The following is a 21,510-nucleotide window of genomic DNA, read 5'->3' on the forward strand; positions in this document are numbered from 1 at the left end:
GACATGTCCATGCTCGCAAAGATGACCTCCGCCACGCCCGCGAAACCGAAGGGCCCGGCGGGCCCCGGCCGCCGTATCTTCATCCACACCCTGCTCATCGGCGTGGCGCTCGTCATGCTCTATCCGCTGATGTGGATGATCAGCAGCTCGCTCAAGCCCGACCAGGACATCTTCACCGACCCGTCCCTCTGGCCCCAGAACTTCCACCCGCAGAACTACGCCAAGGGCTGGACCGGCTCCGGCAACTCCTTCACGCTCTACCTCACCAACTCGCTGATCGTCACGATCGGCGCGGTGATCGGCAACGTACTGTCCTGCTCGCTCGCCGCCTACGCGTTCGCGCGGTTCGAGTTCCGGGGCCGGCGGATCTGGTTCGCGCTGATGCTCGGCACGATGATGCTGCCGATGCAGGCGACCCTGATCCCGCAGTACACGCTGTTCTTCAACCTCAACTGGATCAACACGTTCCTGCCGCTGATCGTCCCGAAGTTCCTCGCGACGGACGCGTTCTTCATCTTCCTGATGGTCCAGTTCATCCGCTCCATACCGCGCGAACTCGACCAGGCGGCCATGATGGACGGCGCCAACCCCGGCCAGATCTATCTGAAGGTCATCCTGCCGCTGATGAAGCCGGCCCTGGTCACCACGACGATCTTCACCTTCATCTGGACGTACGACGACTTCTTCAGCCAGCTCGTCTATCTCTCCGACAACGAGAAGTTCACCGTGCCGCTGGGACTGACGCTCTTCCTGGACAAGACGGCGGGGTCGTCGTTCGGGCCGATGTTCGCGATGTCGGCGCTGGCACTGCTGCCGACGCTGATCTGCTTCCTGGTGTTCCAGAAGCGGCTGGTGGAGGGCATGGCGACGTCGGGGATGAAGGGCTGAGGGCGGCAAAGGTGACAGAGGAAGTAGCGCAGCGACACGGGGAGTCCGCCGAGGACGAGCGGAGCCCCCAGCCCCAGCCCCTCCCGTTCCCCCTCCCCCTCCCGCTCCTCCCGCACCAGTGGGCGTCGCTGCACGATCTGCCGGACGACCCGGCGGCGTACGACGAGGTGCTGGCCCGTGTCACGGAAGAGGCGCTGGCCCGGCTCACCCCGGCCGGGAACCTGGAATCACCGGCGGCCGACGACGACATCGGGGACACGTCCCTGGGCGTCACGGCGCTGCTCGCGCTCGCGTGGCACCGTACGAAGGACCCCAGGCTGCCCGAGGCCGTACGGCGCTCCACCGCGTTCCACCTGCGCGAGCGCGTCTACCGTACGGACAACCCCGGCTATCCGAACCTGCGGACGCAGCACTCGGGCCTGCCGTACGCGCGCTATGTCCTCGCCCCCGGCGCGCACCCGATCGGCGACTGGCCGTCCACGGTGTGGGCGCTGCTCCAGGCGGTCAACGTGCTGGACGCGGCGCGCGGGACGGCACGCGGGGAAGCGCACGAGGCGGCGTGCGGGGAAGCGCACGAGGCGGGGGACTGGCAGCTCTGCGACCGCGAGCAGTACGACGAACTGCTGTCCGTCGCCCACGGCTACTGGCGCTGGCTCACCGAGGTCACGTACTTCAACCCGCAGGCCGCCGCCAACCAGGCCATCGGCTGTGTCACCGGCGGCCTGATGCTGGCCGCGCACCTGCCGGAGGCGGCGGCCGGTGCCGTACGCGCGTGCGCCCTCCGCCTGTACGAGACGGAGATCCGCGCCCACCGCGTACACGACCGGGGCGCCCTGCTGCCCCCCGAGCACGGTGGCGCGTACGACAACAACTACGGCCCGATCTCCCTCTCCTTCCTGGCCCAGGCCCACCGGGTCAGCGGCGAACAGGTCTTCGCAGACGACGGCGACGAACTCGCCCGCTACCTCGACGCACGCCTCGCCGGCAGCGGCTTCGACATCGGCGGCCCGCGCTACAGCGAGCAGCACTCGGCGTTCGAATCCGTCCTCGGCCTGCGCTACTTCAGCGCCCGGATCGGCGCGGACCTCGGCCGCTACCGGGGCGACACCCGCTGGTCCCGGCACGCCGTCGCGGCCGATGGCGGGCTGGACGGCCACTTCGCGTTCATGCTGGTCTGGCAGATCCAGGACACCGCTCGCTGGCACCGCACCCCGAGCGAGGCGCCCGCCCGCCACCAACTGCGCGCCGGTACGGTGACGGTCTCCTTCGACGAACGGCTGACCCCGGCCCTGATCGAGGTCGCGGGCACGGTCGTCATCCCGGCGGCGGTCAACCGGCAGCACGGCTTCGGCCCGGTGAGCGAGGGACATCTGCTCTGCCGCCCGATGGGCCGCATCCGGGTGGCGGAGGCGCGCGTAACCGAGGGGCGTACGGCCGGCCTGACGGCCAAGCTGATCACCACACCGGTGGTGACCCGTGACCACACCCTGCGCCATGTGCGGACGCTGTACGTCACGGACGGCTCGCGCCTCTGGCTGACGGCGGTGGTGGAACGCCTGCCGGGCACCCCGTACCTGCTGGGCGGACTCCCGTACGTGACAGCGGAGGGCGACCGGCTGCGCCGGATCGCGGCACCGCCCGAGGGCTTCGCGAACGCCCCGGCCGGCAACGTACGCCTGACGCACCCGGAGCCGCCGGACCCGACCGTCTTCCTGTCGACGTCCCCCACCACCCAGGAGACGGCGGCCTTCGCACTGGCGGCGGACCCGAGGGGCTACGGCGACCCGGACGAGGGCTGGGGCCATATCGTCGCGACATCGGCGCTGGAGGCGTCCCCGCTGGCCGACACCCCGGATGACCTGCACGTTTTCGCGATACGGTACGGCGCGGCGGACGGGCGGCCGGAGCTGAGGGTCGAGCGGACGGCCGAGGGCCGCCTGTCGATCGTGACGCCGGAGTTCACGGCGCTGGTGGACGAGCGAGAGCCGGACCCGACGGTGACGCTCACGGTAACGCTCACGGAGCAGGTATCGAGCCCGGCCGGAGCCGATGGATCAGATCCAGGCGGCCGTTGAGCAGATCGTCGTGGTGGAGGGCGAAGTCTCCGTTGGGGAGGCGGACTTCGCCGAAGTGGGCGCCCATCACGGTCCGGGGCAGGAACCCCCGCAGCTCATGCCGGATTCCCGCCGGATAGTCGACGGGCGCTCCCCCCTCCGGGGCCACGTCCGTCCCGTACAGCACACAGTGGTCCGTGGGTACGTCGGCGGTGAGGTCGGGCGCGCCGCCGGTGTGGCAGTCGAGGGCGGGCAGGACCAGCAGGTCGGGGGAGTGCGGCGCGTACCACATCATGAGCGGCTTGGCGCGTGCCGCCTCGGTGTTGTCGAAGCAGCACACCGCGAGTGAGTGGCCGGGGTAGTGGGCCGCGTAGAACTCCAGCAGCTCCGGATCGAGCCGTGGCCGCTTGCGCCACGGCACCCGGGCGAGGGCGGCGGGCAGGAGGGTGGGGTCGTCCGCGAGCAGCACCGTATAGATGTCGTGCTCGAACACCTCGACACGCGGCCCGTCGTCCGCCCCCATCCAGTCCATGGCCCCGGCCGAGGCGGCACCCACGGGCATGGGCCACACGGCGTCGACCATCCGGCTGAGCACCTCGCCGGCGCGTCCGACGGAGAGGAAGTTCTCCTGGCCCATGCGCCGGCGCGCGGGCAGATGCAGAAGCATGGCGTTGCCGCCGCCACTGGGGTTGGCGTCGGCGGCGAGGCTGACGGCGGTGTTCTGGTACCCGAGGACATGGATCAACCCATGCTCGGGGTGCCGCAGCCGCCCGGCGTACAGGGTCGTCTCGGAGAACTCAGCCCGGTCCATGGAAACGCACATGCCCAAAACGTAGTTCACCGCCCGCGTTACGTCGCCGGGGCCACCCACACCACCCGAGCACTGACATCCGCCCCACGCCCAAACATCCGCACCACCCGCTCCAGCGAGCACACACGCATCCGGCACCCACTGTCCACCGAAACCACCTCAGCCCCCTCCTCAAACGCCATCCCCCAAGCCGCCACCCGCGCGTCGGCCCCACCGGGGTCGCGGTCACCGGGCTCGTAGGACTGGACTACGGCGAAGAGGCGGGGCGCGGTGTCGTGGACCAACTCGTCGGCGAGGGTGGCGAGTTCGGTTGAAGTGAGGGTGGGGCTGAGGTTGAGGGGTTCGGCGGTCACGGCATCCTCCACTGTTCGCGATCGGTTAACTCCGTTGCGTGACACTATGGTGGCATGGGTGATGCGAAAAAAGTGGGTCTTCCATTTTTCGCTCAAACGGGTCACTGGACGGCGGAGGTTTGATCATGACTCAGGGGCAGTTCGGTGGGGCGTCCGTGGTGCGACGCTGGCAGCTCGCCGACTCGTTGAAGGGGCTGCGGGAGAAGGCGGGATTCACCCAGGAGCAGGCGGTCGCCGAACTCAAGAAGGGAGCGGGCCGTTGGTCCGCCGCGAAGCTCTCACGGATCGAGACCCGTGTGCACCGGGTCAAGCCGCGTGAGGCTGAGCAACTTCTGGACGCGTACGGTGTCACCGATGTTGAACTCCGCGACAGCCTTACGCAGTTGTCGGCCACTGCTTCTGAGCAGGGGTGGTGGGTCGGGTTCGACAATGAACTTCCGAAGGCCGTGAAGCCGTTGCTCAGCATTGAGAGCGGCCTGGTCGCGCTCCGCGACTTCCAGCCGCAGCTTATGCACGGGCTGTTGCAGACGCCTGACTACGCCCGCGCGCTGATGAATGCCGTCTCGCCGGGCACCTGCCACCCGGAAGAGCTTGAGCGCAGGGTTACCGCACGAATGATTCGGCAGCATGTGTTGCTCAAAGAGCCACGGCCGAGTGTGCACTTCGTCATCGATCAAGCGGTCCTGGAGCGAGTCATCGGGGATCCGCAGGTCATGCGTGGTCAGTTGCGGAAGCTGCTCGACGTTTCGGAAGAACCGAACGTGACCATCCAGGTTCTCCCGCGCGACGCGGGCGGCAGTCCCGGGCTGGAAGGTCCCTTCGCCATCCTGACGCTGCCGGACCCCATTCCCGACATCGGCTATACGGAAGGACCTGCGGGTATGGTCTACGTCGAGGATCGCGACCGAGTTCGAGCATGGACACTGCGTTTCGGCATCCTGACCGAGTTGGCGCTCTCATGCGGCGACTCCGTCGATGTCGTTGCTGCGACGATGGAGTCGTTCGAATGAGATAGGGCGAGAGGGACGGCCAGATGTCACAGGCGGACTCGTTGACGCATGTGGAGTGGCGCAAGAGCAGCTTCTCCGGTGGCAGTAACGGCGGCGGAGGCGAGTGCCTTGAGACGGCGTTCCTCTCGGACGGCCGAGTGGCAGTCCGCGACAGCAAGATCCCCAGCGCGGGCGCGCTGGTTTTCTCGCGTACGGGCATGGCTGCCTGGCTGGCCGGCGTCAAGGCGGGCAGGTTCGACAGCTTCGATGTCTGACGGTGCGGAGCTTTGTCGGGTGCGGGTCAGTACCAAGAGGTAACCGAGGTGTACGGGAGCGAGAAGCTGAACGCCGGGTGCCTGCCGGGCCGCCCCTCCTTTCGGCAGTGTCGCGCCTCCAGGGGAGGTGTAAAGGGCGCTCCTTCGTCGCGTCGGCTGCGCCGACTCCGCTGCGCTTCGCCCTTGACACCTCCCCTTCCGGCGCGTGTACGGGAGAGGGGGGGCGGCCGGGGGGAGGGGGCCCGAGGGGTCCGCTGTCCTGCCACTCGGCTCAGGGGCTGGCGGGCCGGTGGGCCCTGCGGGGCTGCGCGGCAGAGGAATGGGGCGGTCCCACACCGGCTCAGCGGATGACGGTCCGCTGTTGGTTGCGACTCATGCCCCGCTGGTCGCCGTTGCGTTGTGGTGCCCGGATGGTGGGTGGGTTCTGCTGCTCGGATGGGGTCCGCGGGGGCTCCTCGGGCGGCTCATGTGTCCGGGGGTGCGTTAGCGGTACTCCTGGATGCATGGACCGCTTCCAGGGGGGTCTGAGTGGCTGGTGGGGCAGGGGTGGCCGGTCCGGTGGTGGTTAATGCGTGGCGTGTTGTTGCGCGGTGTTGGAACACTGCGGCGGTGACCACTTCGGTACTGCTTCGGCCGCGTGCTCTGAGTCCCGGCGATCTCGTTGTCATTGCGGCGCTGTCCGGGCCGCTCCACGCTGTCTATGAACCTGATCTTGAGCGGGCGGTGGTGGTGCTGGAGCGGATGGGGTTTCGTGTGCGGCGGGCGCCGCTTCTTGAGGCGGGGCGGGGTCATTGGTGGAGTGCGGCTCGGCCGGTGGAGATTGCTGAGGAGTTCAATGGGTTGCTGCGTGATCCGGAGGTGCGTGCGATTGTCGCGCATGACGGTGGTCAGACGGCGCTCGGTTACCTGGACCTGATCGACGTTGAGGCGGTGAGGGCCGATCCCAAGCCGATCCTCGGGTACAGCGACATTTCGTTGTTGCATTTGGTGCTCTATGCGCGTGCGGGGCTGGTGGGTTTCCATGCGGACCTGGCCACTCCCGGACTCGGCGGGCACTGGCAGGCCGCGCCCGCAGCGCGCCAGGCGGTGCTTGAACAGCTCTACTCGACGCTGTTGACGAGCGACGAGCCGATCGGTGCGCTGCCTGCCACTCCGTCGTGGGAGTGCTGGCGCGCGGGGCGTGCCGAGGGTCGGCTGCTCGGTGGTGTCATCAACCGGATCGTGCTGGCGCAGGCGACGCCTTACGCACTGCCGCTCGAACGGTTCGACGGCGCGGTGCTGTTCTGGGAGGAGATGGGCGGCTACGCATCGTATGTGTGGAGCAATCTCCAGGTGATGCGGCACTGCGGCATCCTCGACCGGATCTCCGGCATGGTGGTGGGTGTCCCGCACGCGATCGACGGCCTAGGGACGGACGGGTCCCCGACCCTCCGCGAGATCGTCCTCGACGTTCTGGGTGACCGTGACATCCCGGTCCTGGGCAACGTCGAGTTCGGCCACGCCGGCCCCAACCTGCCAATGCCGGTAGGCATCCGCGCCGCCCTGGACGCGGGGCAGCGAACCCTGTCACTCCTCGAACCAGCAGTACGCCCCCGATAACGCCCCCGAGCCCGCACTTCTCGCCCACCGCCGGCCCGCCAGCCTCCCCGCCCCACCCGTCACTCCAGTCCCCCTGGAGCCGCTCCATGCATCCAGGAGTGCCGCTAATGCACCTCAGGACACATGAGCCGCCCAAGGGAGCCTCCAGCCGCTCACCAAACCACCCTATATAGGACATGCGGGCGGGAGTGGGTGGCCCGAGGGGCCGACCGGGCGGCAGGCCCCGTCCGGCGGCGCGGGAAAGTGTCCGCCGGGGCGCGTGTGGCGCCAGGCGGGCTCCTGGGGACCGTCCATGCGCCCCGGAGTGCCGCTAATGCGCCCGTGGATGCATGAGCCGCCCGAAGGGGCCTCCGGCCGCTCACTAAACCGCCCCATATGGGGCAGATTGGCGGGAGGGTGGCCCGCAGACCCGGCCGGACAGCAGAACCCGCCCACCTTCCGGGCACCACAGCGCGACGGTGACCAGCGGGGCTTGCGTCTCAGCAAACGGCGAACCGTCAGCCGCTGAGCCGGTGCCGAGTCACCCCATTCCTCTGCTGCGCAGCCCCGCAGGGCCCACCGGGCCGCCGGACCCTGAGCCGACCGGCAGGACAGCGGACCCCTTGGGCCCCCTCCCCCCGGCCGCCCCCCCTCTTCCGTACACGCGCCGGAAGGGGAGGTGTCAAGGGTGAAGCGCAGCGTAATCGGCGTAGCCGACGCGACGGAGGAGCGCCCTTTACTCCTCCCCTGGAGGCGCGACACTGGCAGGAGGAGGGGCGGCCCACCCCGCACCAAGCGCCCAGCACCTCGCCACCGACCCACCCCGGTCTACCTCTTGGTACTGACCCGCACCCAACAACCCCACAGCGCCCAGCGGCGCATGAGTCGCAACCAACAGACGGCCGTCAGCCGCCGAGACGACCCCGGCCGCCCCATTCCTCTGCCGCGCAGCCCCGCAGGGCCCACCCGCCCACCCGCCCGCCAGCCTCTGAACCGACCGGTAGTACGGCGCCACCCCTCGGGCCCCGGCCCAACGCTCGGCACCTCGCTCCCGTACACCCCGGTCTACCTCTACCTCTTCCTCTTGGTACTGACCCGCGCCCGACACCCCCACGGTCCCCACTGCCGCCTCAAAAAATTGCGCCGCATGTGAAGCAACCGCCCACTGCTGTCGCGCATCTCTCTCTGCGACAAGATCAGCCCCGGCAGCGCGATCCAGCTATCCAACGGATAGGTCCTGTTGATGCCTGCCGGTGACAGAGTGCGCAATCGTCCTTGGGGGGACAGTTGTTCAGCAGCAGCAGCAGCAACAACAACAGCAGCAGAAGAACCGGCGCGGCCATGGTTGCGGCGCTGCTCACCGCCGGGCTCGCCACCGGGTTCGCCCCGGCGACCGCCGCGACCGCTGCCGGAGCGGGCGGTGCGAATGGCGCCCTCGGGGTGTCGGCGGCGGCCTCCCCGGGTGGGGGTGGGACGGTGACGCTGATCACCGGTGACAAGGTGCATGTGGACGCCAAGGGCCGGGTGAGCCGGGTCGAGCCTGCCAAGGGGCGGGAAGCGGTGCGGGTTTCGATCACCCGGCATGCGGGCGGGACCTTCGTCATCCCGCAGGACGCGGTTGAGCTGGTCTCCCAGGGCAAGCTGGACCGGCGGCTGTTCAATGTCACGGGCCTGCTGAAGGCGCAGTACGACGACGCGCACCGGGCGACGCTCCCGCTGATCGTGTCGTACGCGAAGAACGCGAACCAGAAGGCGGCGGCGAAGGCCGCCATCGCGGACGCGGACGTCTCCGTCCGCCGTACGCTGCCCGCTGTCAGCGGCGAGGCGCTCACCGCGCCCAAGGACGAGACCGCCGACGTCTGGGACGCGCTCACTGCGGCCGGCGACACGCAGAACGAGGCGCGCGAGGCCGCACCCGGCATCGAGCGCGTGTGGCTGGACGGCAAGCGCAAGGCGCTGCTCGACAAGAGCGTCGCGCAGATCGGCGCGCCGACTGCGTGGGGGGCCGGTTACGACGGTACGGGCGTGAAGGTGGCCGTCCTGGACACGGGTGTGGACCAGACGCACCCCGACCTCAAGGGCGTCTCCATCGCCCGTAAGGACTTCTCCGGCTCGGGCAACACCGTCGACCACGTCGGCCACGGCACGCATGTCGCCTCGACCGTGGCGGGGTCCGGCGCGCAGTCGGGCGGCAAGTACAAGGGGGTCGCGCCCGGCGCGAAGATCCTGGACGCCAAGGTGCTCGACGACGACGGGTTCGGTGGCGAGTCCGGGATCATCGCGGGGATGCAGTGGGCCGCCGACCAGGGCGCCAAGATAGCCAACCTGAGCCTCGGCACCGACGACACGCCCGAGGTGGACCCCGTGGAGGCGGCGGTCGACAAGATCTCCGCCGAGAAGAACATCCTCTTCGTCATCGCCGCAGGCAACGAGGGCCCGGACGCGCAGACCGTCGGTTCGCCCGGCAGCGCCGCCTCGGCGCTCACCGTGGGCGCGGTCGACAGCAAGGGCAAGATCGCGGACTTCTCCAGCGTGGGGCCGACGGCGGACGGTTCGCTGAAGCCGGACATCACCGCGCCGGGCGTGGACATCGTCGCCGCGAAGGCAGCCAAGGGCTTCATCGGTGACCCGGCCGGCACCGGTTACGTAGCGCTGTCCGGTACGTCGATGGCGACGCCGCATGTCGCGGGCGCCGCCGCGATCCTCGCCCAGCAGCACCCGGACTGGAGTGGCCAGCGCATCAAGCAGGCGCTCACCTCGGCCGCCAAGCCGTCGGCCGGGCTGACGCCGTACCAGCAGGGCACCGGTCAGGCCGATCTGACGAAGGCGATCACGCAGACCGTCATCAGCGAGCAGACCTCGCTGAGCTTCGGCACCCAGCTGTGGCCGTACACCAGCGGCAAGCCCCTCACCAAGCAGATCACGTACCGCAACACCGGTACGGTCCCGGTCACCCTCGATCTGACGCTGGACACCGTCGGCCCGAACGGCAAGGCGGTCCCGGCCGGCTTCTACACCCTCGGCGCGCGGCAGGTCACCGTCCCCGCCGGCGGCACCGCGAATGTCGCTCTCACCTCGAACGCGACGGTGGGTACGGGGCACGGCGCCTTCGGCGGCGCGGTCGTCGCGAAGGCCACTGAGGGCGGGCAGAGCGTCCGTACGAGCTTCGGCACCCTCCGCGAGGTCGAGTCGTACGACCTCACGCTGAAGTTCATCGACGCGAAGGGCAAGCCCGCCCGGTCGTCCACGTCGGTCTACGGCCACAAGAGCGCCTTCAGCGCGGATGTGGACGGCACCAGCGGCAGCGGTACGGCCAAGGTCCGGGTCCCGAAGGACGCGCACCTGATCAGCGCCGTGGTGCTGACTCCCAAGGCGAAGGGCGAACCGGACGCCGCCTGGATGGTCCAGCCGAAGCTGGACGTCACCAAGAACGCCACGGTCACCCTCGACGCCCGCAAGGCGAAGCCGATCAGCATCACGGCGCCCGACTCCGCGAAGATCATCGACGGGTACGCGGGCTTCGACCTCGCCGCGCCGAGCGGCCCGCTCGTCGCCAACTGGTCCCTGGACTCGTTCAAGGGCTTCAGCCTCGGCCAGGTCGGCGCGTCGGTGCCGGCGAAGCTGTTCAGCGCGCAGGCCGGCGGTCTGTGGCAGAAGGGCACCAGCAACTACAGCCTGCTCTACAACCGCACCGGCTCGTTCTACACCGGCTTCACCCACAAGACGGCCAAGAGCGAACTCGCCCAGGTGAACCTCAAGCTCGGTTCAACGGGCAAGAACCGCGAGGGCTTTGTCTACCCGACCTGGTACACCCCGTCCGGTTCGTTCAGTCTCGGCCAGATGTCCGACCCGGTCGCCGTGCCCGCCACGGTGAAGAACTACGTCACGACGCCCAAGGGCTTCAAGTGGTCCTTCGGCGCCGCCCAGACGAACAGCAAGTCCGACCAGCTCACCGGGCACGAAGCGGGCCCGCCCAAGACGTTCACGGCGAAGAAGACGTACACGGAGTCGTTCAACATCGGCGTGATCAGCCCGAAGGCGCTCAAGTCGAGCGTCCAGCGGCACGAGAACGAACTGTTCGCCTGCATCCCCGAGTTCTCCGACGGCGCGGGCCACGAGGGCTACTCGGCGACGTCCAAGCAACTGTCCCAGATCCTGGTCAACGGCAAGAAGGTCGTCAGCTCAAAGAGTTCGCTGTGCATAGGGGCGGACTCGCTGCCGGCCGCGTCGGCCAAGTTCAAGATCACCACGGACGCGACCCGTCCCGCCGCGGTGGCGGGCACGACCACCCGGCTGCTGGCGGACTGGACGTTCACCTCGAAGGCCACCGCGGCCGGCAAGGTCGTGAACCTGCCGGTCTCGACGGTCCGCTTCACCCCGGCGCTGAGCCTGACGAGCACCGCGCCCGCGGGCAAGAAGTTCGCGGTCCCGCTGACCATCGAGGGCCCGGCGGCGAAGAACTTCAAGTCGCTGGCCGTGCAGGTCTCCTACGACGGCGGCAAGAAGTGGTCCAAGGCCCCCGTCACCACGAAGAACGGTAAGCGGAGCCTGTCCCTGACCCACCCGAAGAAGGCCACGTCGGTCTCCTTGAAGGCGAAGCTCACGGACAAGAGCGGCAACGTCTACAACGTGACCATCGAGAAGGCGTACCTGCTCAAGTAACCACGCGAGCACCCACGCACCGGCCGCGCCGGGAGAGAACGCCCCCGTCTCCCCAGCGCGGCCGGCCCGTTTTCCGGTTTCCGCGCGGGGCCCGGCTACGCGCCGGTACAACCTGCCCCGACGCGTCGGTCACCGTGAATGCGACGACGCGGGCCGCCCGGTCCCCCCGTACCTACGCCTTCTCCTCATCCTCGTATCGCGGCTGCGCCGTGAACTCCGCCCAGAGGTCCACGGCTTCCTCCAGGCTCAGCGCGGCGACCTTCTCGCGGGGGACGCCGACCGTATGGATGAGCCGGTTGGCGAGCCAGTCGGGTACGGGATCTCTTGCCTCTTCCCGGGCCACGGTGAGCACTCCGGCCAGGCGGCCCAGGCGTTCGACCACCTCCGCGAGCCGGCTGTACTCGGGGCGGTGGCCGCCCGCTTCCCGGACCCGGGCGGTGGCCTCGGCGTAGACCTCCGCGTTCGCCCGCGCGCCCACGGCCCAGACCTCGCAGATCTCCACCGACTTCTCGTCGACGTAGCGATAGACCACCCGCCAGGTGTTCCGGCCGACGATGAGCTTGCGGTAACCGGTCAGCTCGCCGCCGAGTGGATACCCGGCGGTGGGTTCGTCGATCAGGATGAGCAGTTTCTTGAGGATTTTGGGCACGGAGTCCGGCCCGATACGCCGCAGATCATCGATTGCCGCGTCGGTGAAAGTGACATCAGCCATGGATCACTCGTCGTCCGGCAGGGCTTCGAGCGACTCACGGGTGTGGCCGAACGCCGCCAGGACGTCGTCCATCGACGTCCGCTGTCCCGTGTCGCCCGTGGCGCGGGCCAGGACCAGTGCCAGATCGTGCAGGTCGGTCGCCGCATCCTCCAGCGCGGCGAGCCTGTCGATGCCGACGACGGCGGCGACGGGCTGGTGCCGACGGGTGACCAGCAGGTCCGAGCCCTGCTCGGCATCCGCGACCAGCCGTGCCACACCGCGTCTGGAGGCTTCGGTGACCGTCAGCTCATGGGCATCGCGCAGTATCGTCATGACCGAACTGTACAGAAGTCTGTGTAGATTTTCCTCCGCGGCTTCAGCCCCTGGTCAGTGCTCCGACGGGTCCGACGCCGGGGCGATGCCCGTGGGGCAGGAGCGGCCCCAGTTGGTTTCTGAGGGGCTGGAGAGGGTGACTCCTGTGCCGCCGATGCCGCAGTAGCCGTCCGGGTTCTTGTCCAGGTACTGCTGGTGGTACGCCTCCGCCGGGTAGAAGACGCGGCCCTCCGCCGGGAGGATCTCGGTGGTGATCGTCTTGTGGCCGGCGGCGGTCAGGACCTCCTGGTAGGCGTCGCGGGACGCGGTCGCGGCCTCGGTGTGGGCCTCGGTGTGGGGGTAGAGCGCGGAGCGGTACTGGGTGCCGACGTCGTTGCCCTGGCGGAAGCCCTGGGTGGGGTTGTGGGACTCCCAGAAGACCTTCAGGAGCTGGGCGTACGAGACGACGGACGGGTCGTAGACCACGCGGACCGCTTCCGTGTGGCCCGTCAGGCCCGAGCAGACCTCGTCGTACGTCGGGTTCGGTGTGTAGCCGCCCTGGTAGCCGACGAGGGTCGTCCAGACGCCCGGCGTCTGCCAGAACTTCCGCTCGGCACCCCAGAAGCAGCCCAGGCCGAAGTCGGCGACCTCCAGGCCCTCCGGGTACGGGCCCGCCAGCGGGTTCCCCAGGACCGTGTGGCGCGCGGGGATCCCGAACTCGGGCTCGGGGCGGCCCCGGAGCGCCTGCTCGGGGGTGGGGAGTTCGGGGGTGCGGCGCGTCAGGAACATCGGGTGGTCTCCTCCGGGTGCGGCGGCCTCCTCGGGACGAGGCCGCCGGGCGTTCATGGGCGGGTGCTGCGGGCGTACAACAGGTACAGCGCTTACTCACGGGAACGTGTGGCGCGCTCCCTGCATTCCGGACGCGGTCCCCACTCAGCGCCCTCCCTCAGCGCGGCAGCGTCGCCGGGCTTCCCCCGTTCGACTCGTATCCCGCCACCGCCAGCGCCCGGTACACCGCGTACCCCGCCGCCGGGTCGCCGTCCAGCGTCCACGGCAGCGCGCCGACGTGGCCGTCGACCCGTACCAGCTGGTTCATCGCGTCCGACCAGCGCTCGCAGCGGACGAGGAACAGGATCAGCAGATGCCGTACGTGCGAGAGCATCGGATCGTCGGGGCGCGCCGAGTGCACCGCGTAGAGCGCGCCGTCCACCGCCTTCGTCACCACCGCGCTCTGGTAGAAGCCGCGCACGAGGTTCACCTCCGGCAGATGCTCGTGCACCGCGAAGAGCGGCAGCGCGGCCAGCAGCGAGCCCTGGGGGGCGCGGGCGGCTGCCGAGGTCGCGAACTCGTCGGCCTCCTTGCGCGAGCCGTGCCACTTCTCGCACCAGTAGTGCAGCGCGGCCAGATGCGCGCCCATATGGGCCGGCGCGCGGTCGATGATCTTCGCCCAGAGCCGGTCGAACTCCTCGTGCGAGTAGCCCAGTCCACGGGCCACGGCCAGCTCCGTGATGTACGGCACGGGGTCGCCCGGCGCGAACAGCCCCGCCTGCGCGCAGACCGTACGCGCCTCCTCCAGGATGATCCGGAAGTCGTCCGACCCGGCGGCCGAGGAGCGCCACGCCTGCTGCACCAGGAACTCCGCGTGCACCGCCGCGCCGCCCGCGTCCTTCGGTGACTCCGCCCGCCACGCCCGCAGCCACGCCGCGCCCACGCCCGGCTGCTGCCCCAGCTCCAGCGAGGCCGCCCCGGCGAACGCCTGCACGCGCTGCCAGCGCACCTCGCCCTCCTTCGGCGTCCCGGCGAGCAGCTGCGCGGCGGCCCGCCAGTCCTGGGTGCGCTGGACCACGTCGAGCACATCGAGGAGATCCTGGTCCGGCCCCGGCAGCCGGATGTCCAGCTCCTCCTGCCGGACGAATCCATAGGCGGCCGGATCGGCGGCATCGGGCGATCCGGGCGCCACCTGCCGGATACCGCCGGCCCGGCGCCGGATGAACGGGACGACGACGGCGGTCATCAGACCCACCGCGATCAGGAACCAGAGAATCTCCATGCCCCCCATTGTCCCGGACCGGCGGCCGGACCGGTCCGGCCTGTGGACAACTCCAGGCAACCCCCTCCGCACGGTCCGACTCACCGGCGCGCGGCTGTGGAAAAACGTTACGGCGCAAAGCCGGCCGGACGGGACTTCGGACTTACTCGTCTAGGCTCGGCACTCATGAGCCACCAGCACTCCAGCGAGCAGCGCGAGCATGAGCGTCGCCACTTCGAGACGCTCGCCATCCACGCGGGCAACACCCCGGATTCCCTCACCGGCGCGGTCGTCCCCCCGATCTACCAGGTCTCCACCTACAAGCAGGACGGTGTAGGCGGTCTGCGCGGCGGTTACGAGTACAGCCGCAGCGCCAACCCCACCCGTACCGCGCTGGAGGAGAACCTCGCGGCCCTGGAAGGCGGCCGGCGCGGACTCGCCTTCGCCTCCGGGCTCGCGGCCGAGGACTGCCTGCTGCGTACGCTGCTGGCGCCCGGCGATCATGTCGTCATCCCGAACGACGCCTACGGCGGCACGTTCCGGCTCTTCGCCAAGGTCGTCTCCCGCTGGGGCGTCGAGTTCTCGGTGGCCGACACCTCGGACCCGGCCGCGGTACGGGCCGCGCTCACGCCCCGTACGAAGGTCATCTGGGTCGAGACGCCCTCCAACCCGCTCCTCGGCATCACCGACATCGCGGCCCTCGCCGGGATCGCGCGGTCGGCCGGGGTCCGGCTCGTCGTCGACAACACCTTCGCCAGCCCCTACCTCCAGCAGCCGCTGGCGCTGGGCGCGGATGTCGTCGTGCACTCCACCACGAAGTACATGGGCGGCCACTCGGACGTCGTCGGCGGCGCGCTGATCACCGACGACGCCGGACTCGCCGAGGAACTCGTCTACCACCAGAACGCGATGGGCGCGATCGCCGGCCCGTTCGACGCGTGGCTGGTGCTGCGCGGCATCAAGACGCTCGCCGTACGGATGGACCGGCACTGCGAGAACGCCACGCGCGTCGTCGAGATGCTCGCCCGCCACCCCCGTGTCTCCCAGGTGCTCTACCCGGGCCTGCCGGAGCACCCGGGTCACGAGGTCGCGGCGAAGCAGATGAAGGCGTTCGGCGGGATGATCTCGTTCCGGGTCGCGGACGGCGAGGAGGCGGCGGTCGCGCTCTGCGACCGTACGGAGATCTTCACGCTGGGCGAGTCGCTCGGCGGCGTCGAGTCCCTCATCGAGCACCCCGGCCGGATGACCCACGCCTCGGCGGCCGGTTCGCCGCTGGAGGTGCCGTCCGATCTCGTACGGCTGTCGGTCGGCATCGAGTCCGCCGACGATCTGCTGGCCGACCTGAAGCAGGCGCTGGGCTGACAGCCCGCAGCAAGGGGCTGTGGTGGCCGGCCCGGGAGGGATCTCCGCGCCGGCCACCGCACACAGCAAACGACTAACAGCCGCCGCAGTCCTCCAGCGGCGGTGTCGTCTCCGCCGGCGGTACGTACCACGGATGCGCCGTCCACGCCCAGACGGTGAAGACCAGCGCGGCGGCCAGCAGAACGGCCCAGAGCAGCAGCCGGACCGCCCTGCGCAGCCGCAGCAGCCGGGCGCCGCGCGCGGTCGCCCGCGCGACGAGGCCCACCGGCACCGCCGGAGGCGCGTCGTCCAGCAGCCGCCGCACCTCGGCCTCCCGGCGGCTCGTACCACTCCCGCCGGACGGGCCGCTACCGCCGGGCATGGGACACCCGCCCCCGCCGCATCGCCGCCACCCCTCGCGCGCAGATCGCCCGTACCCGGTCCTCCGGCAGCCCGATCAGCGACGCCGTCTGCCGGTCGGTGAGCCCCTCGTACAGCCGCAGGACGAGGACGAGCCGCTCCTGCGGGCCCAGCGCGCCGAGCACGCCCACGGCGCCCGGACCCGCCGCGGGCCGGGGCGGGCTCAGCCGCTCCCAGTGGACGCGCCACGCGCCCCGGACGAAGCACAGCGCCAGCGCCTGGCGCGCCCGGTCGTACGGGTCCTCGCCCCGAAGCAGGTCCCACTCCGCGTACGTACGGGCCAGCGCGGCCGTCAGCAGGCGCTCGGCGCGCGGGGCGGCGGTGGACGGTTCGGCCGTCAGCAGTACGGCGGCATGCAGCAGCCGGCCGGCCGCGCCCGCCGCGAATGCCTCGAACTCCCGGGCGCGACCTCGATCCCGGTCCTCCCGCCGCTCTCGCACGGTCTCATCGTGCGGCCCGCCGGGGGGCCGTGGTCAAGAGGGCGTACCGGCGCCGCCCTGCTCCGCGGCCTCCGTACCCGGGCCCGACTCCCCGGCGGCGCGGGCCGCGCGGGCGGCGAGCGCGCCGTTGAAGCGGGTCAGCAGTGTGGTGAAGGAGTGCCGTTCCTCGTCCGTCCAGTCGTCTGTGACCTGCGACATCAGCTCACGGCGCGACGAGCGGACCTCTTCGAGCCGGGCGAGCCCGCGCGCCGACAGCTGGAGCACCACCGCGCGGCCGTCCTCCGGGTGCGAGGCGCGCTTGACCAGCCCGGTGTCGACCAGCGGCGCGACCTGCCGGGTCACGGTCGAGGAGTCGATCCCCATCCCGGCGGCCAGGGCCTTCACACCCATCGGCCCCTCCAGATCGAGCCGGTTGAGCAGCAGATACGCGGCGCGGTCCATCGAGTTGCGCACCTGGCCGACCCCGCCGAGCCGGGTCTGTTCGGCCCGCCGCGCGAAGACGGCCACCTGGTGCTGGAGTGCATCGAGGAGGGCGGCGTCGTCGGAGGGTTCGACGGGCCTTTCCGGGGCGGCCGACGCAGCGGAAGTCATGTCCTGCACAGGGGGCATGGCTGTGGCTCTCTGGTGCGGGGGTCGGATGGTTGGGGGAAAGAGTACGCGGCCGGAACGGGGACCGTACCTGCCCTGAACAAACCGGCGACGACATCGGTGAGGGCTGCGCGCGGGCTCGGGGAAGGGTCGGGGAGGACCCGGGGGAGGCTCGGGGAGGACCCGGGGGAGGCTCGGGGAGGACCCGGGGGAGGGATCCGGGGCGGATCAACTGTGATCGTCCGCGATCGCCGACGACCGCTTTTCAGCCAGTGAGCTGCGAGACTGGCTGACATGAGCTTCGGTACGTCCCGCGCCACCTCCGACCCCAGCAGCACCAAGGGCTCCGCCCGTCCCCTGACGCTCGAAGACATCCGCGGCGCGCGAAAAATCCTCGCCGGAGTGGCACGGGCCACCGCGATGGAGGGCAGCCGTTATCTGACCAGGCTCATCGGCGCCCCTGTCCTCCTCAAATGCGAGAACCTCCAGCGGACCGGCTCGTTCAAACTGCGCGGCGCGTACGTACGGATCGCCGGACTCTCGCCCGAGGAGCGCGCGGCGGGCGTCGTCGCGGCCAGCGCCGGCAACCACGCGCAGGGCGTCGCGCTCGCCTCCACCCTGCTCGGTGTACGGTCCACCGTCTTCATGCCGGTCGGCGCCCCGCTGCCCAAGGTCGCCGCCACCCGCGAGTACGGCGCGGAGGTACGGCTGCACGGCCAGGTCGTCGACGAGACGCTCGCCGCCGCGCAGGAGTACGCGCGCGAGACGGGCGCGGTCTTCATCCACCCCTTCGACCACCCGGACATCATCGCCGGTCAGGGCACGGTCGGCCTGGAGATCCTGGAGCAGTGCCCGGAGGTGCGGACGATCGTCGTCGGCATCGGCGGCGGCGGGCTCGCCGCGGGCATCGCCCTGGCGGTGAAGTCGCTGCGCCCGGACGTCCGGGTGATCGGGGTGCAGGCGGCGGCCGCCGCCGCGTATCCGCCCTCGCTGCGCGCGGGCCGCCCGGTCTCGGTGCCGGCCGGGCAGACGATGGCCGACGGCATCAAGGTGGGCCGCCCCGGCGATCTGCCGTTCCGGCTGATCGAGGAGCTGGTGGACGATGTCCGCACGGTCACCGAGGACGAGCTGTCCAGCGCGCTGCTGCTCTGTCTGGAGCGGGCGAAGATGGTCGTCGAACCGGCGGGCGCGAGCCCGGTGGCCGCGCTGCTGAGAGACCCCGGCGCGTTCCGGGGACCGGTCGTCGCCGTCCTGTCGGGCGGCAACGTCGACCCCGTACTGATGCAGCGCATCCTGCGGCACGGCATGGCGGCGGCCGGGCGCTATCTGAGCCTGCGCCTCCGGGTCACCGACCGGCCCGGCGCGCTCGCGACAATGCTCGGGGTGCTGTCCGTGGCCGACGCCAATGTGCTGGACGTCAGCCATGTACGGACCGATCCGCGGCTCGGGCTGACGGAGGCGGACGTGGAGGTGCACCTGGAGACGAAGGGCACCGAGCACTGCGCGGAGGTCGCGGCGGCGCTGCGGTCGGCCGGGTACACGATCCTCGGCTGAGCGTCGCCCGTACGGACGGTGAGCCCGTACGGACGCTGAGTACGGAGAAGGCCGGGGCGCCTGGCGTGGCGTCCCGGCCTTCTCGTACAAGTGCGGGCGGTGCGGCGGGCGGGTGAGGGCGGTCAGGCCCGGTAGGGCTTGGCGTCGAGGATCTTCACCGTGGCGCTCTTGCCGTTCGGCAGCTCGTACTGCGCGGTGTCGCCGGCCTTCTTGCCGTTCACGCCGCTGCCCAGCGGGGACTGCGGCGAGTAGGTCTCGATGTCCGAGCTGGCGTACTCGCGCGACGCGAGCAGGAACTCCAGGGTGTCGTCCGGGTCGCCGTCGAAGGCGATCGTCACGACCATGCCGGGCTCGACGATGCCGTCGTCCGCCGGTGCTTCGCCGACCTTGGCGTTCTGGAGCAGCTGCGTGAGCTGGCGTACCCGCAGCTCCTGCTTGCCCTGCTCCTCCTTGGCCGCGTGGTACCCGCCGTTCTCCTTGAGGTCACCCTCATCACGGGCCGCCGAGATCTTCACAGCGATCTCCGTGCGGGCGGGACCAGACAGGTAGTCCAGCTCGGCCTTGAGCTGGTCGTACGCCTCCTGGGTGAGCCAGGTGACGTTCTCGCTGGTCTGGGTCACAGGTGCTCCTCGTAGGTACTCGGAATACAAAGCAACGCCCTACCCAGAAGGATGTTCCCTCTCGGGTGGGCGAAACCACGAGCGTAACAATTTAGTGGCGCGAGGGGGAGGACAATTGCCGTCAGAATTCCATCAACGCAGGTCAGCCCAGGTCAGCGCCGGTCAGTGCGGGATCGGCGTCGGGGGCGGCGCCGCGTCGTGACCGTGAGGGCCGGGCCGCGTCCGGCGGTCAGTCGGACGTGCAGCCGACCAGCTCGGTGGCTGTCGCGCTCTCCGTCGTACGGATGGTGACGACCGTGTCGATCCGGGTCTCGCCCGCGCCGAAGCGGACGTCCTTGCGGCCGACCTCGGCGCCGTTCTCCGCGATCGAGCGCAACGTACAGCTGCCGGTGGCGTCGCGGTCCTTGCGGACTTCGAGATGGGCCTCGACGGCCGTCGCCGAAATCCGTTTGAACTTGATCAGCTCACCGGAGACACTGCGGTCGACCACGTAGTGATAGCCGTACCAGCCGAGCAGGACGAGCAGAGCGGCCCCGAGCGCGCCGCCGACGATCCGCAGCCGCCGGTCCGCGCTCTGGTCCGCAGAGCGGCCGTAGCGGCCCTGGGGGAGGTCCTCGCGTACCGCCGTCATGATCGTTCCCTTCGGAGTCGGGCGACCCGGAATTTCCGCCCTCCGATATCCGTCACTATAGAAGCCGACCGATGCGACACATCACTGAGGATCGAGTCTTGACTGACCAGCTGCGACTGATGGCCGTTCACGCCCACCCCGACGACGAGTCGAGCAAGGGCGCGGCCACCATGGCCAAGTACGTGTCCGAGGGGGTGGACGTGCTGGTCGTGACCTGCACGGGAGGCGAGCGCGGCTCCATCCTCAACCCGAAGCTCCAGGGTGACGCCTTCATCGAGGCGAACATCCACGAAGTCCGCAAGAAGGAGATGGACGAGGCCCGCGAGATCCTCGGCATCCGGCAGGAGTGGCTGGGGTACGTCGACTCCGGGCTGCCCGAGGGCGACCCGCTGCCGCCGCTGCCCGAGGGCTGCTTCGGCCTCGCGGACGTCGACGAGGCGGCCGGCCGGCTGGTGCGGTCGATCCGCTCGTTCCGGCCGCAGGTCATCACCACGTACGACGAGAACGGCGGCTATCCGCACCCCGACCACATCATGACCCACAAGATCTCCATGGTGGCCTTCGAGGGCGCGACGGACGCCGAGAAGTACCCGGAGGACGAGTTCGGTCCCGTCTGGCAGCCCGTGAAGCTCTACTACAACCAGGGCTTCAACCGGCCGCGTACGGTCGCGCTGCACGAGGCGCTGCTGTCGCGCGGCATGGAGTCGCCGTACGGGGAGTGGCTCAAGCGCTGGGACGAGTTCGGGCGGGACGAGCGGACGCTGACCACGTACGTTCCCTGCGGTGACTTCTTCGAGATCCGGGACAAGGCGCTGATCGCGCACGCCACCCAGATCGACCCCGACGGCGGCTGGTTCCGTATCCCGCTGGACCTCCAGCGGGAGATCTGGCCGACGGAGGAGTACGAGCTGGCGAAGGCGCTCGTCACCACATCCCTCCCCGAGAGCGACCTCTTCGCGGGCGTCCGCGACAATGCCTGATATGTATGCGACTCAGGCCGCCGCCCAAGCGGTGACGCACGTGATCCCCCTCGCCCAGGAGCTGGACAAGAACAAGGTGACGCCCGGGGTGCTCGGGTTCATCGTGTTCGCCGTGATGGCGGGCGGGGTGTGGATGCTCATGAAGTCCATGAGCCGCCACATGGAGCGGGTGAACTTCGAGGAGGCGCCGCGGACGCCGGAGCCGCCCAAGGCGACGGCGCGGCCCTCGGAGCCACTGGGCGGCGAGTAGCGCGCGTCCCGGCTCCTCCCCGGTCACCCGTACACGTAACGCGT

At 70.1% G+C, this 21,510-nt stretch carries 21 protein-coding genes; 10 read left to right on the forward strand and 11 right to left on the reverse strand.

Translation table 11 applies throughout. The features are described from left to right. Positions 1-3: 3 nt before the first annotated feature. A complete protein-coding gene (locus DVK44_RS22475; protein ID WP_114661284.1) occupies positions 4-888 on the forward strand; it encodes a carbohydrate ABC transporter permease in 885 nt (294 codons plus the stop codon). A gap of 128 nt (positions 889-1,016) precedes the next feature. Continuing rightward, positions 1,017-2,963 (forward strand): hypothetical protein, encoded by a 1,947-nt coding sequence (locus DVK44_RS22480; protein WP_228447662.1) that lies wholly within the window; start codon positions 1,017-1,019, stop codon positions 2,961-2,963. Here the strand turns inward: DVK44_RS22480 and DVK44_RS22485 are convergent. Together DVK44_RS22485 and DVK44_RS22490 are read right to left on the reverse strand one after the other, a co-directional pair. Next, on the reverse strand, positions 2,905-3,765 hold the full coding sequence (locus DVK44_RS22485; protein WP_114661285.1) for a hypothetical protein: 861 nt from the start codon (positions 3,763-3,765) through the stop codon (positions 2,905-2,907). The genes DVK44_RS22480 and DVK44_RS22485 overlap by 59 nt on opposite strands. Positions 3,766-3,791: 26 nt before the next feature. Further along, entirely contained in the window at positions 3,792-4,106 is a 315-nt protein-coding gene (locus DVK44_RS22490; protein ID WP_114665363.1) for a hypothetical protein, read from the reverse strand. 125 nt (positions 4,107-4,231) lie between these two features. Here DVK44_RS22490 and DVK44_RS22495 point away from each other — a divergent pair, with 125 nt between their 5' ends. The 4 genes from DVK44_RS22495 (at position 4,232) to DVK44_RS22510 (ending at position 11,610) form a co-directional block, all read left to right on the forward strand. Then, positions 4,232-5,116 carry a helix-turn-helix domain-containing protein gene (locus DVK44_RS22495; protein WP_114661286.1) on the forward strand — a complete coding sequence of 295 codons (885 nt, stop codon included), beginning with the start codon at positions 4,232-4,234 and terminating at the stop codon, positions 5,114-5,116. Between the two features lie 23 nt (positions 5,117-5,139). Beyond that, positions 5,140-5,370, forward strand: coding sequence for a DUF397 domain-containing protein (locus DVK44_RS22500; protein ID WP_114661287.1), 231 nt, complete (start codon positions 5,140-5,142; stop codon positions 5,368-5,370). A 609-nt stretch (positions 5,371-5,979) separates the two neighbouring features. Continuing rightward, positions 5,980-6,969 carry a S66 peptidase family protein gene (locus DVK44_RS22505; RefSeq protein ID WP_114661288.1) on the forward strand — a complete coding sequence of 330 codons (990 nt, stop codon included), beginning with the start codon at positions 5,980-5,982 and terminating at the stop codon, positions 6,967-6,969. A 1,266-nt stretch (positions 6,970-8,235) separates the two neighbouring features. After that, positions 8,236-11,610, forward strand: coding sequence for a S8 family peptidase (locus tag DVK44_RS22510; RefSeq protein ID WP_228447322.1), 3,375 nt, complete (start codon positions 8,236-8,238; stop codon positions 11,608-11,610). Between the two features lie 172 nt (positions 11,611-11,782). On the opposite strand, the gene DVK44_RS22515 is transcribed toward DVK44_RS22510, so the two are convergent. The 4 genes from DVK44_RS22515 to DVK44_RS22530 all read right to left on the reverse strand — a co-directional run bounded on the left by DVK44_RS22515 (position 11,783) and on the right by DVK44_RS22530 (position 14,663). Then, entirely contained in the window at positions 11,783-12,322 is a 540-nt protein-coding gene (locus tag DVK44_RS22515) for a type II toxin-antitoxin system RelE family toxin (RefSeq protein WP_114661290.1), read from the reverse strand. 3 nt (positions 12,323-12,325) lie between these two features. Continuing rightward, positions 12,326-12,634 carry a prevent-host-death family protein gene (locus DVK44_RS22520; RefSeq protein WP_114661291.1) on the reverse strand — a complete coding sequence of 103 codons (309 nt, stop codon included), beginning with the start codon at positions 12,632-12,634 and terminating at the stop codon, positions 12,326-12,328. Positions 12,635-12,688: 54 nt separating this feature from the next. Continuing rightward, the gene (msrA, locus tag DVK44_RS22525) at positions 12,689-13,402 is read right to left on the reverse strand and encodes a peptide-methionine (S)-S-oxide reductase MsrA (RefSeq protein ID WP_114661292.1); all 714 of its coding nucleotides are present in this window, start codon (positions 13,400-13,402) and stop codon (positions 12,689-12,691) included. A gap of 157 nt (positions 13,403-13,559) precedes the next feature. Further along, positions 13,560-14,663, reverse strand: a complete 1,104-nt coding sequence (locus DVK44_RS22530) for a hypothetical protein (protein WP_114661293.1) — start codon at positions 14,661-14,663, stop codon at positions 13,560-13,562. Between the two features lie 165 nt (positions 14,664-14,828). On the opposite strand from DVK44_RS22530, the gene DVK44_RS22535 reads away from it, so the two are divergent. Continuing rightward, the gene (locus tag DVK44_RS22535; RefSeq protein WP_114661294.1) at positions 14,829-16,004 is read left to right on the forward strand and encodes a cystathionine gamma-synthase; all 1,176 of its coding nucleotides are present in this window, start codon (positions 14,829-14,831) and stop codon (positions 16,002-16,004) included. Positions 16,005-16,077: 73 nt separating this feature from the next. Here the strand turns inward: DVK44_RS22535 and DVK44_RS22540 are convergent, their stop codons facing one another. From DVK44_RS22540 to DVK44_RS22550, 3 genes are read right to left on the reverse strand one after another with little or no spacing between them, the layout of a single operon-like run. After that, positions 16,078-16,365: a hypothetical protein gene (locus DVK44_RS22540; RefSeq protein WP_114661295.1), complete on the reverse strand. Its 288-nt coding sequence runs from the start codon at positions 16,363-16,365 to the stop codon at positions 16,078-16,080. After that, on the reverse strand, positions 16,352-16,843 hold the full coding sequence (locus DVK44_RS22545) for a sigma factor-like helix-turn-helix DNA-binding protein (RefSeq protein WP_114661296.1): 492 nt from the start codon (positions 16,841-16,843) through the stop codon (positions 16,352-16,354). Before DVK44_RS22545 ends, DVK44_RS22540 begins: the two co-directional genes overlap by 14 nt. Before the next feature lie 33 nt (positions 16,844-16,876). Further along, complete coding sequence (locus DVK44_RS22550; protein ID WP_114661297.1) at positions 16,877-17,452, reverse strand: MarR family winged helix-turn-helix transcriptional regulator; 576 nt, start codon at positions 17,450-17,452, stop codon at positions 16,877-16,879. A 273-nt stretch (positions 17,453-17,725) separates the two neighbouring features. Here DVK44_RS22550 and ilvA point away from each other — a divergent pair, with 273 nt between their 5' ends. Beyond that, positions 17,726-18,985 carry a threonine ammonia-lyase gene (gene ilvA, locus DVK44_RS22555; protein WP_114661298.1) on the forward strand — a complete coding sequence of 420 codons (1,260 nt, stop codon included), beginning with the start codon at positions 17,726-17,728 and terminating at the stop codon, positions 18,983-18,985. A gap of 122 nt (positions 18,986-19,107) precedes the next feature. On the opposite strand, the gene greA is transcribed toward ilvA, so the two are convergent. Together greA and DVK44_RS22565 are read right to left on the reverse strand one after the other, a co-directional pair. Continuing rightward, positions 19,108-19,605, reverse strand: coding sequence for a transcription elongation factor GreA (gene greA / locus DVK44_RS22560; protein WP_114661299.1), 498 nt, complete (start codon positions 19,603-19,605; stop codon positions 19,108-19,110). A gap of 229 nt (positions 19,606-19,834) precedes the next feature. Then, positions 19,835-20,236 (reverse strand): DUF4307 domain-containing protein, encoded by a 402-nt coding sequence (locus tag DVK44_RS22565; RefSeq protein ID WP_114661300.1) that lies wholly within the window; start codon positions 20,234-20,236, stop codon positions 19,835-19,837. Positions 20,237-20,334: 98 nt separating this feature from the next. Here DVK44_RS22565 and mca point away from each other — a divergent pair, with 98 nt between their 5' ends. Next, positions 20,335-21,216, forward strand: coding sequence for a mycothiol conjugate amidase Mca (gene mca / locus DVK44_RS22570; protein ID WP_114661301.1), 882 nt, complete (start codon positions 20,335-20,337; stop codon positions 21,214-21,216). After that, complete coding sequence (locus tag DVK44_RS22575; protein ID WP_408055351.1) at positions 21,209-21,466, forward strand: hypothetical protein; 258 nt, start codon at positions 21,209-21,211, stop codon at positions 21,464-21,466. The genes mca and DVK44_RS22575 overlap by 8 nt, the downstream gene beginning before the upstream one ends. Positions 21,467-21,510: the final 44 nt, after the last annotated feature.

This window comes from Streptomyces paludis (genome assembly GCF_003344965.1).
Classification (GTDB): domain Bacteria; phylum Actinomycetota; class Actinomycetes; order Streptomycetales; family Streptomycetaceae; genus Streptomyces; species Streptomyces paludis.

Coding starts and splice junctions, on each gene's coding strand:
- DVK44_RS22475 (WP_114661284.1), top strand. CDS start 4: ATGTCCATGCTCGCAAAGATGACCTCCGCCACGCCCGCGAAACCGAAG.
- DVK44_RS22485 (WP_114661285.1), bottom strand. CDS start 3,765: ATGTGCGTTTCCATGGACCGGGCTGAGTTCTCCGAGACGACCCTGTAC.
- DVK44_RS22495 (WP_114661286.1), top strand. CDS start 4,232: ATGACTCAGGGGCAGTTCGGTGGGGCGTCCGTGGTGCGACGCTGGCAG.
- DVK44_RS22500 (WP_114661287.1), top strand. CDS start 5,140: ATGTCACAGGCGGACTCGTTGACGCATGTGGAGTGGCGCAAGAGCAGC.
- DVK44_RS22515 (WP_114661290.1), bottom strand. CDS start 12,322: ATGGCTGATGTCACTTTCACCGACGCGGCAATCGATGATCTGCGGCGT.
- DVK44_RS22520 (WP_114661291.1), bottom strand. CDS start 12,634: ATGACGATACTGCGCGATGCCCATGAGCTGACGGTCACCGAAGCCTCC.
- msrA (WP_114661292.1), bottom strand. CDS start 13,402: ATGTTCCTGACGCGCCGCACCCCCGAACTCCCCACCCCCGAGCAGGCG.
- DVK44_RS22530 (WP_114661293.1), bottom strand. CDS start 14,663: ATGGAGATTCTCTGGTTCCTGATCGCGGTGGGTCTGATGACCGCCGTC.
- DVK44_RS22535 (WP_114661294.1), top strand. CDS start 14,829: ATGAGCCACCAGCACTCCAGCGAGCAGCGCGAGCATGAGCGTCGCCAC.
- DVK44_RS22540 (WP_114661295.1), bottom strand. CDS start 16,365: ATGCCCGGCGGTAGCGGCCCGTCCGGCGGGAGTGGTACGAGCCGCCGG.
- DVK44_RS22550 (WP_114661297.1), bottom strand. CDS start 17,452: ATGCCCCCTGTGCAGGACATGACTTCCGCTGCGTCGGCCGCCCCGGAA.
- ilvA (WP_114661298.1), top strand. CDS start 17,726: ATGAGCTTCGGTACGTCCCGCGCCACCTCCGACCCCAGCAGCACCAAG.
- DVK44_RS22565 (WP_114661300.1), bottom strand. CDS start 20,236: ATGACGGCGGTACGCGAGGACCTCCCCCAGGGCCGCTACGGCCGCTCT.
- DVK44_RS22575 (WP_408055351.1), top strand. CDS start 21,209: ATGCCTGATATGTATGCGACTCAGGCCGCCGCCCAAGCGGTGACGCAC.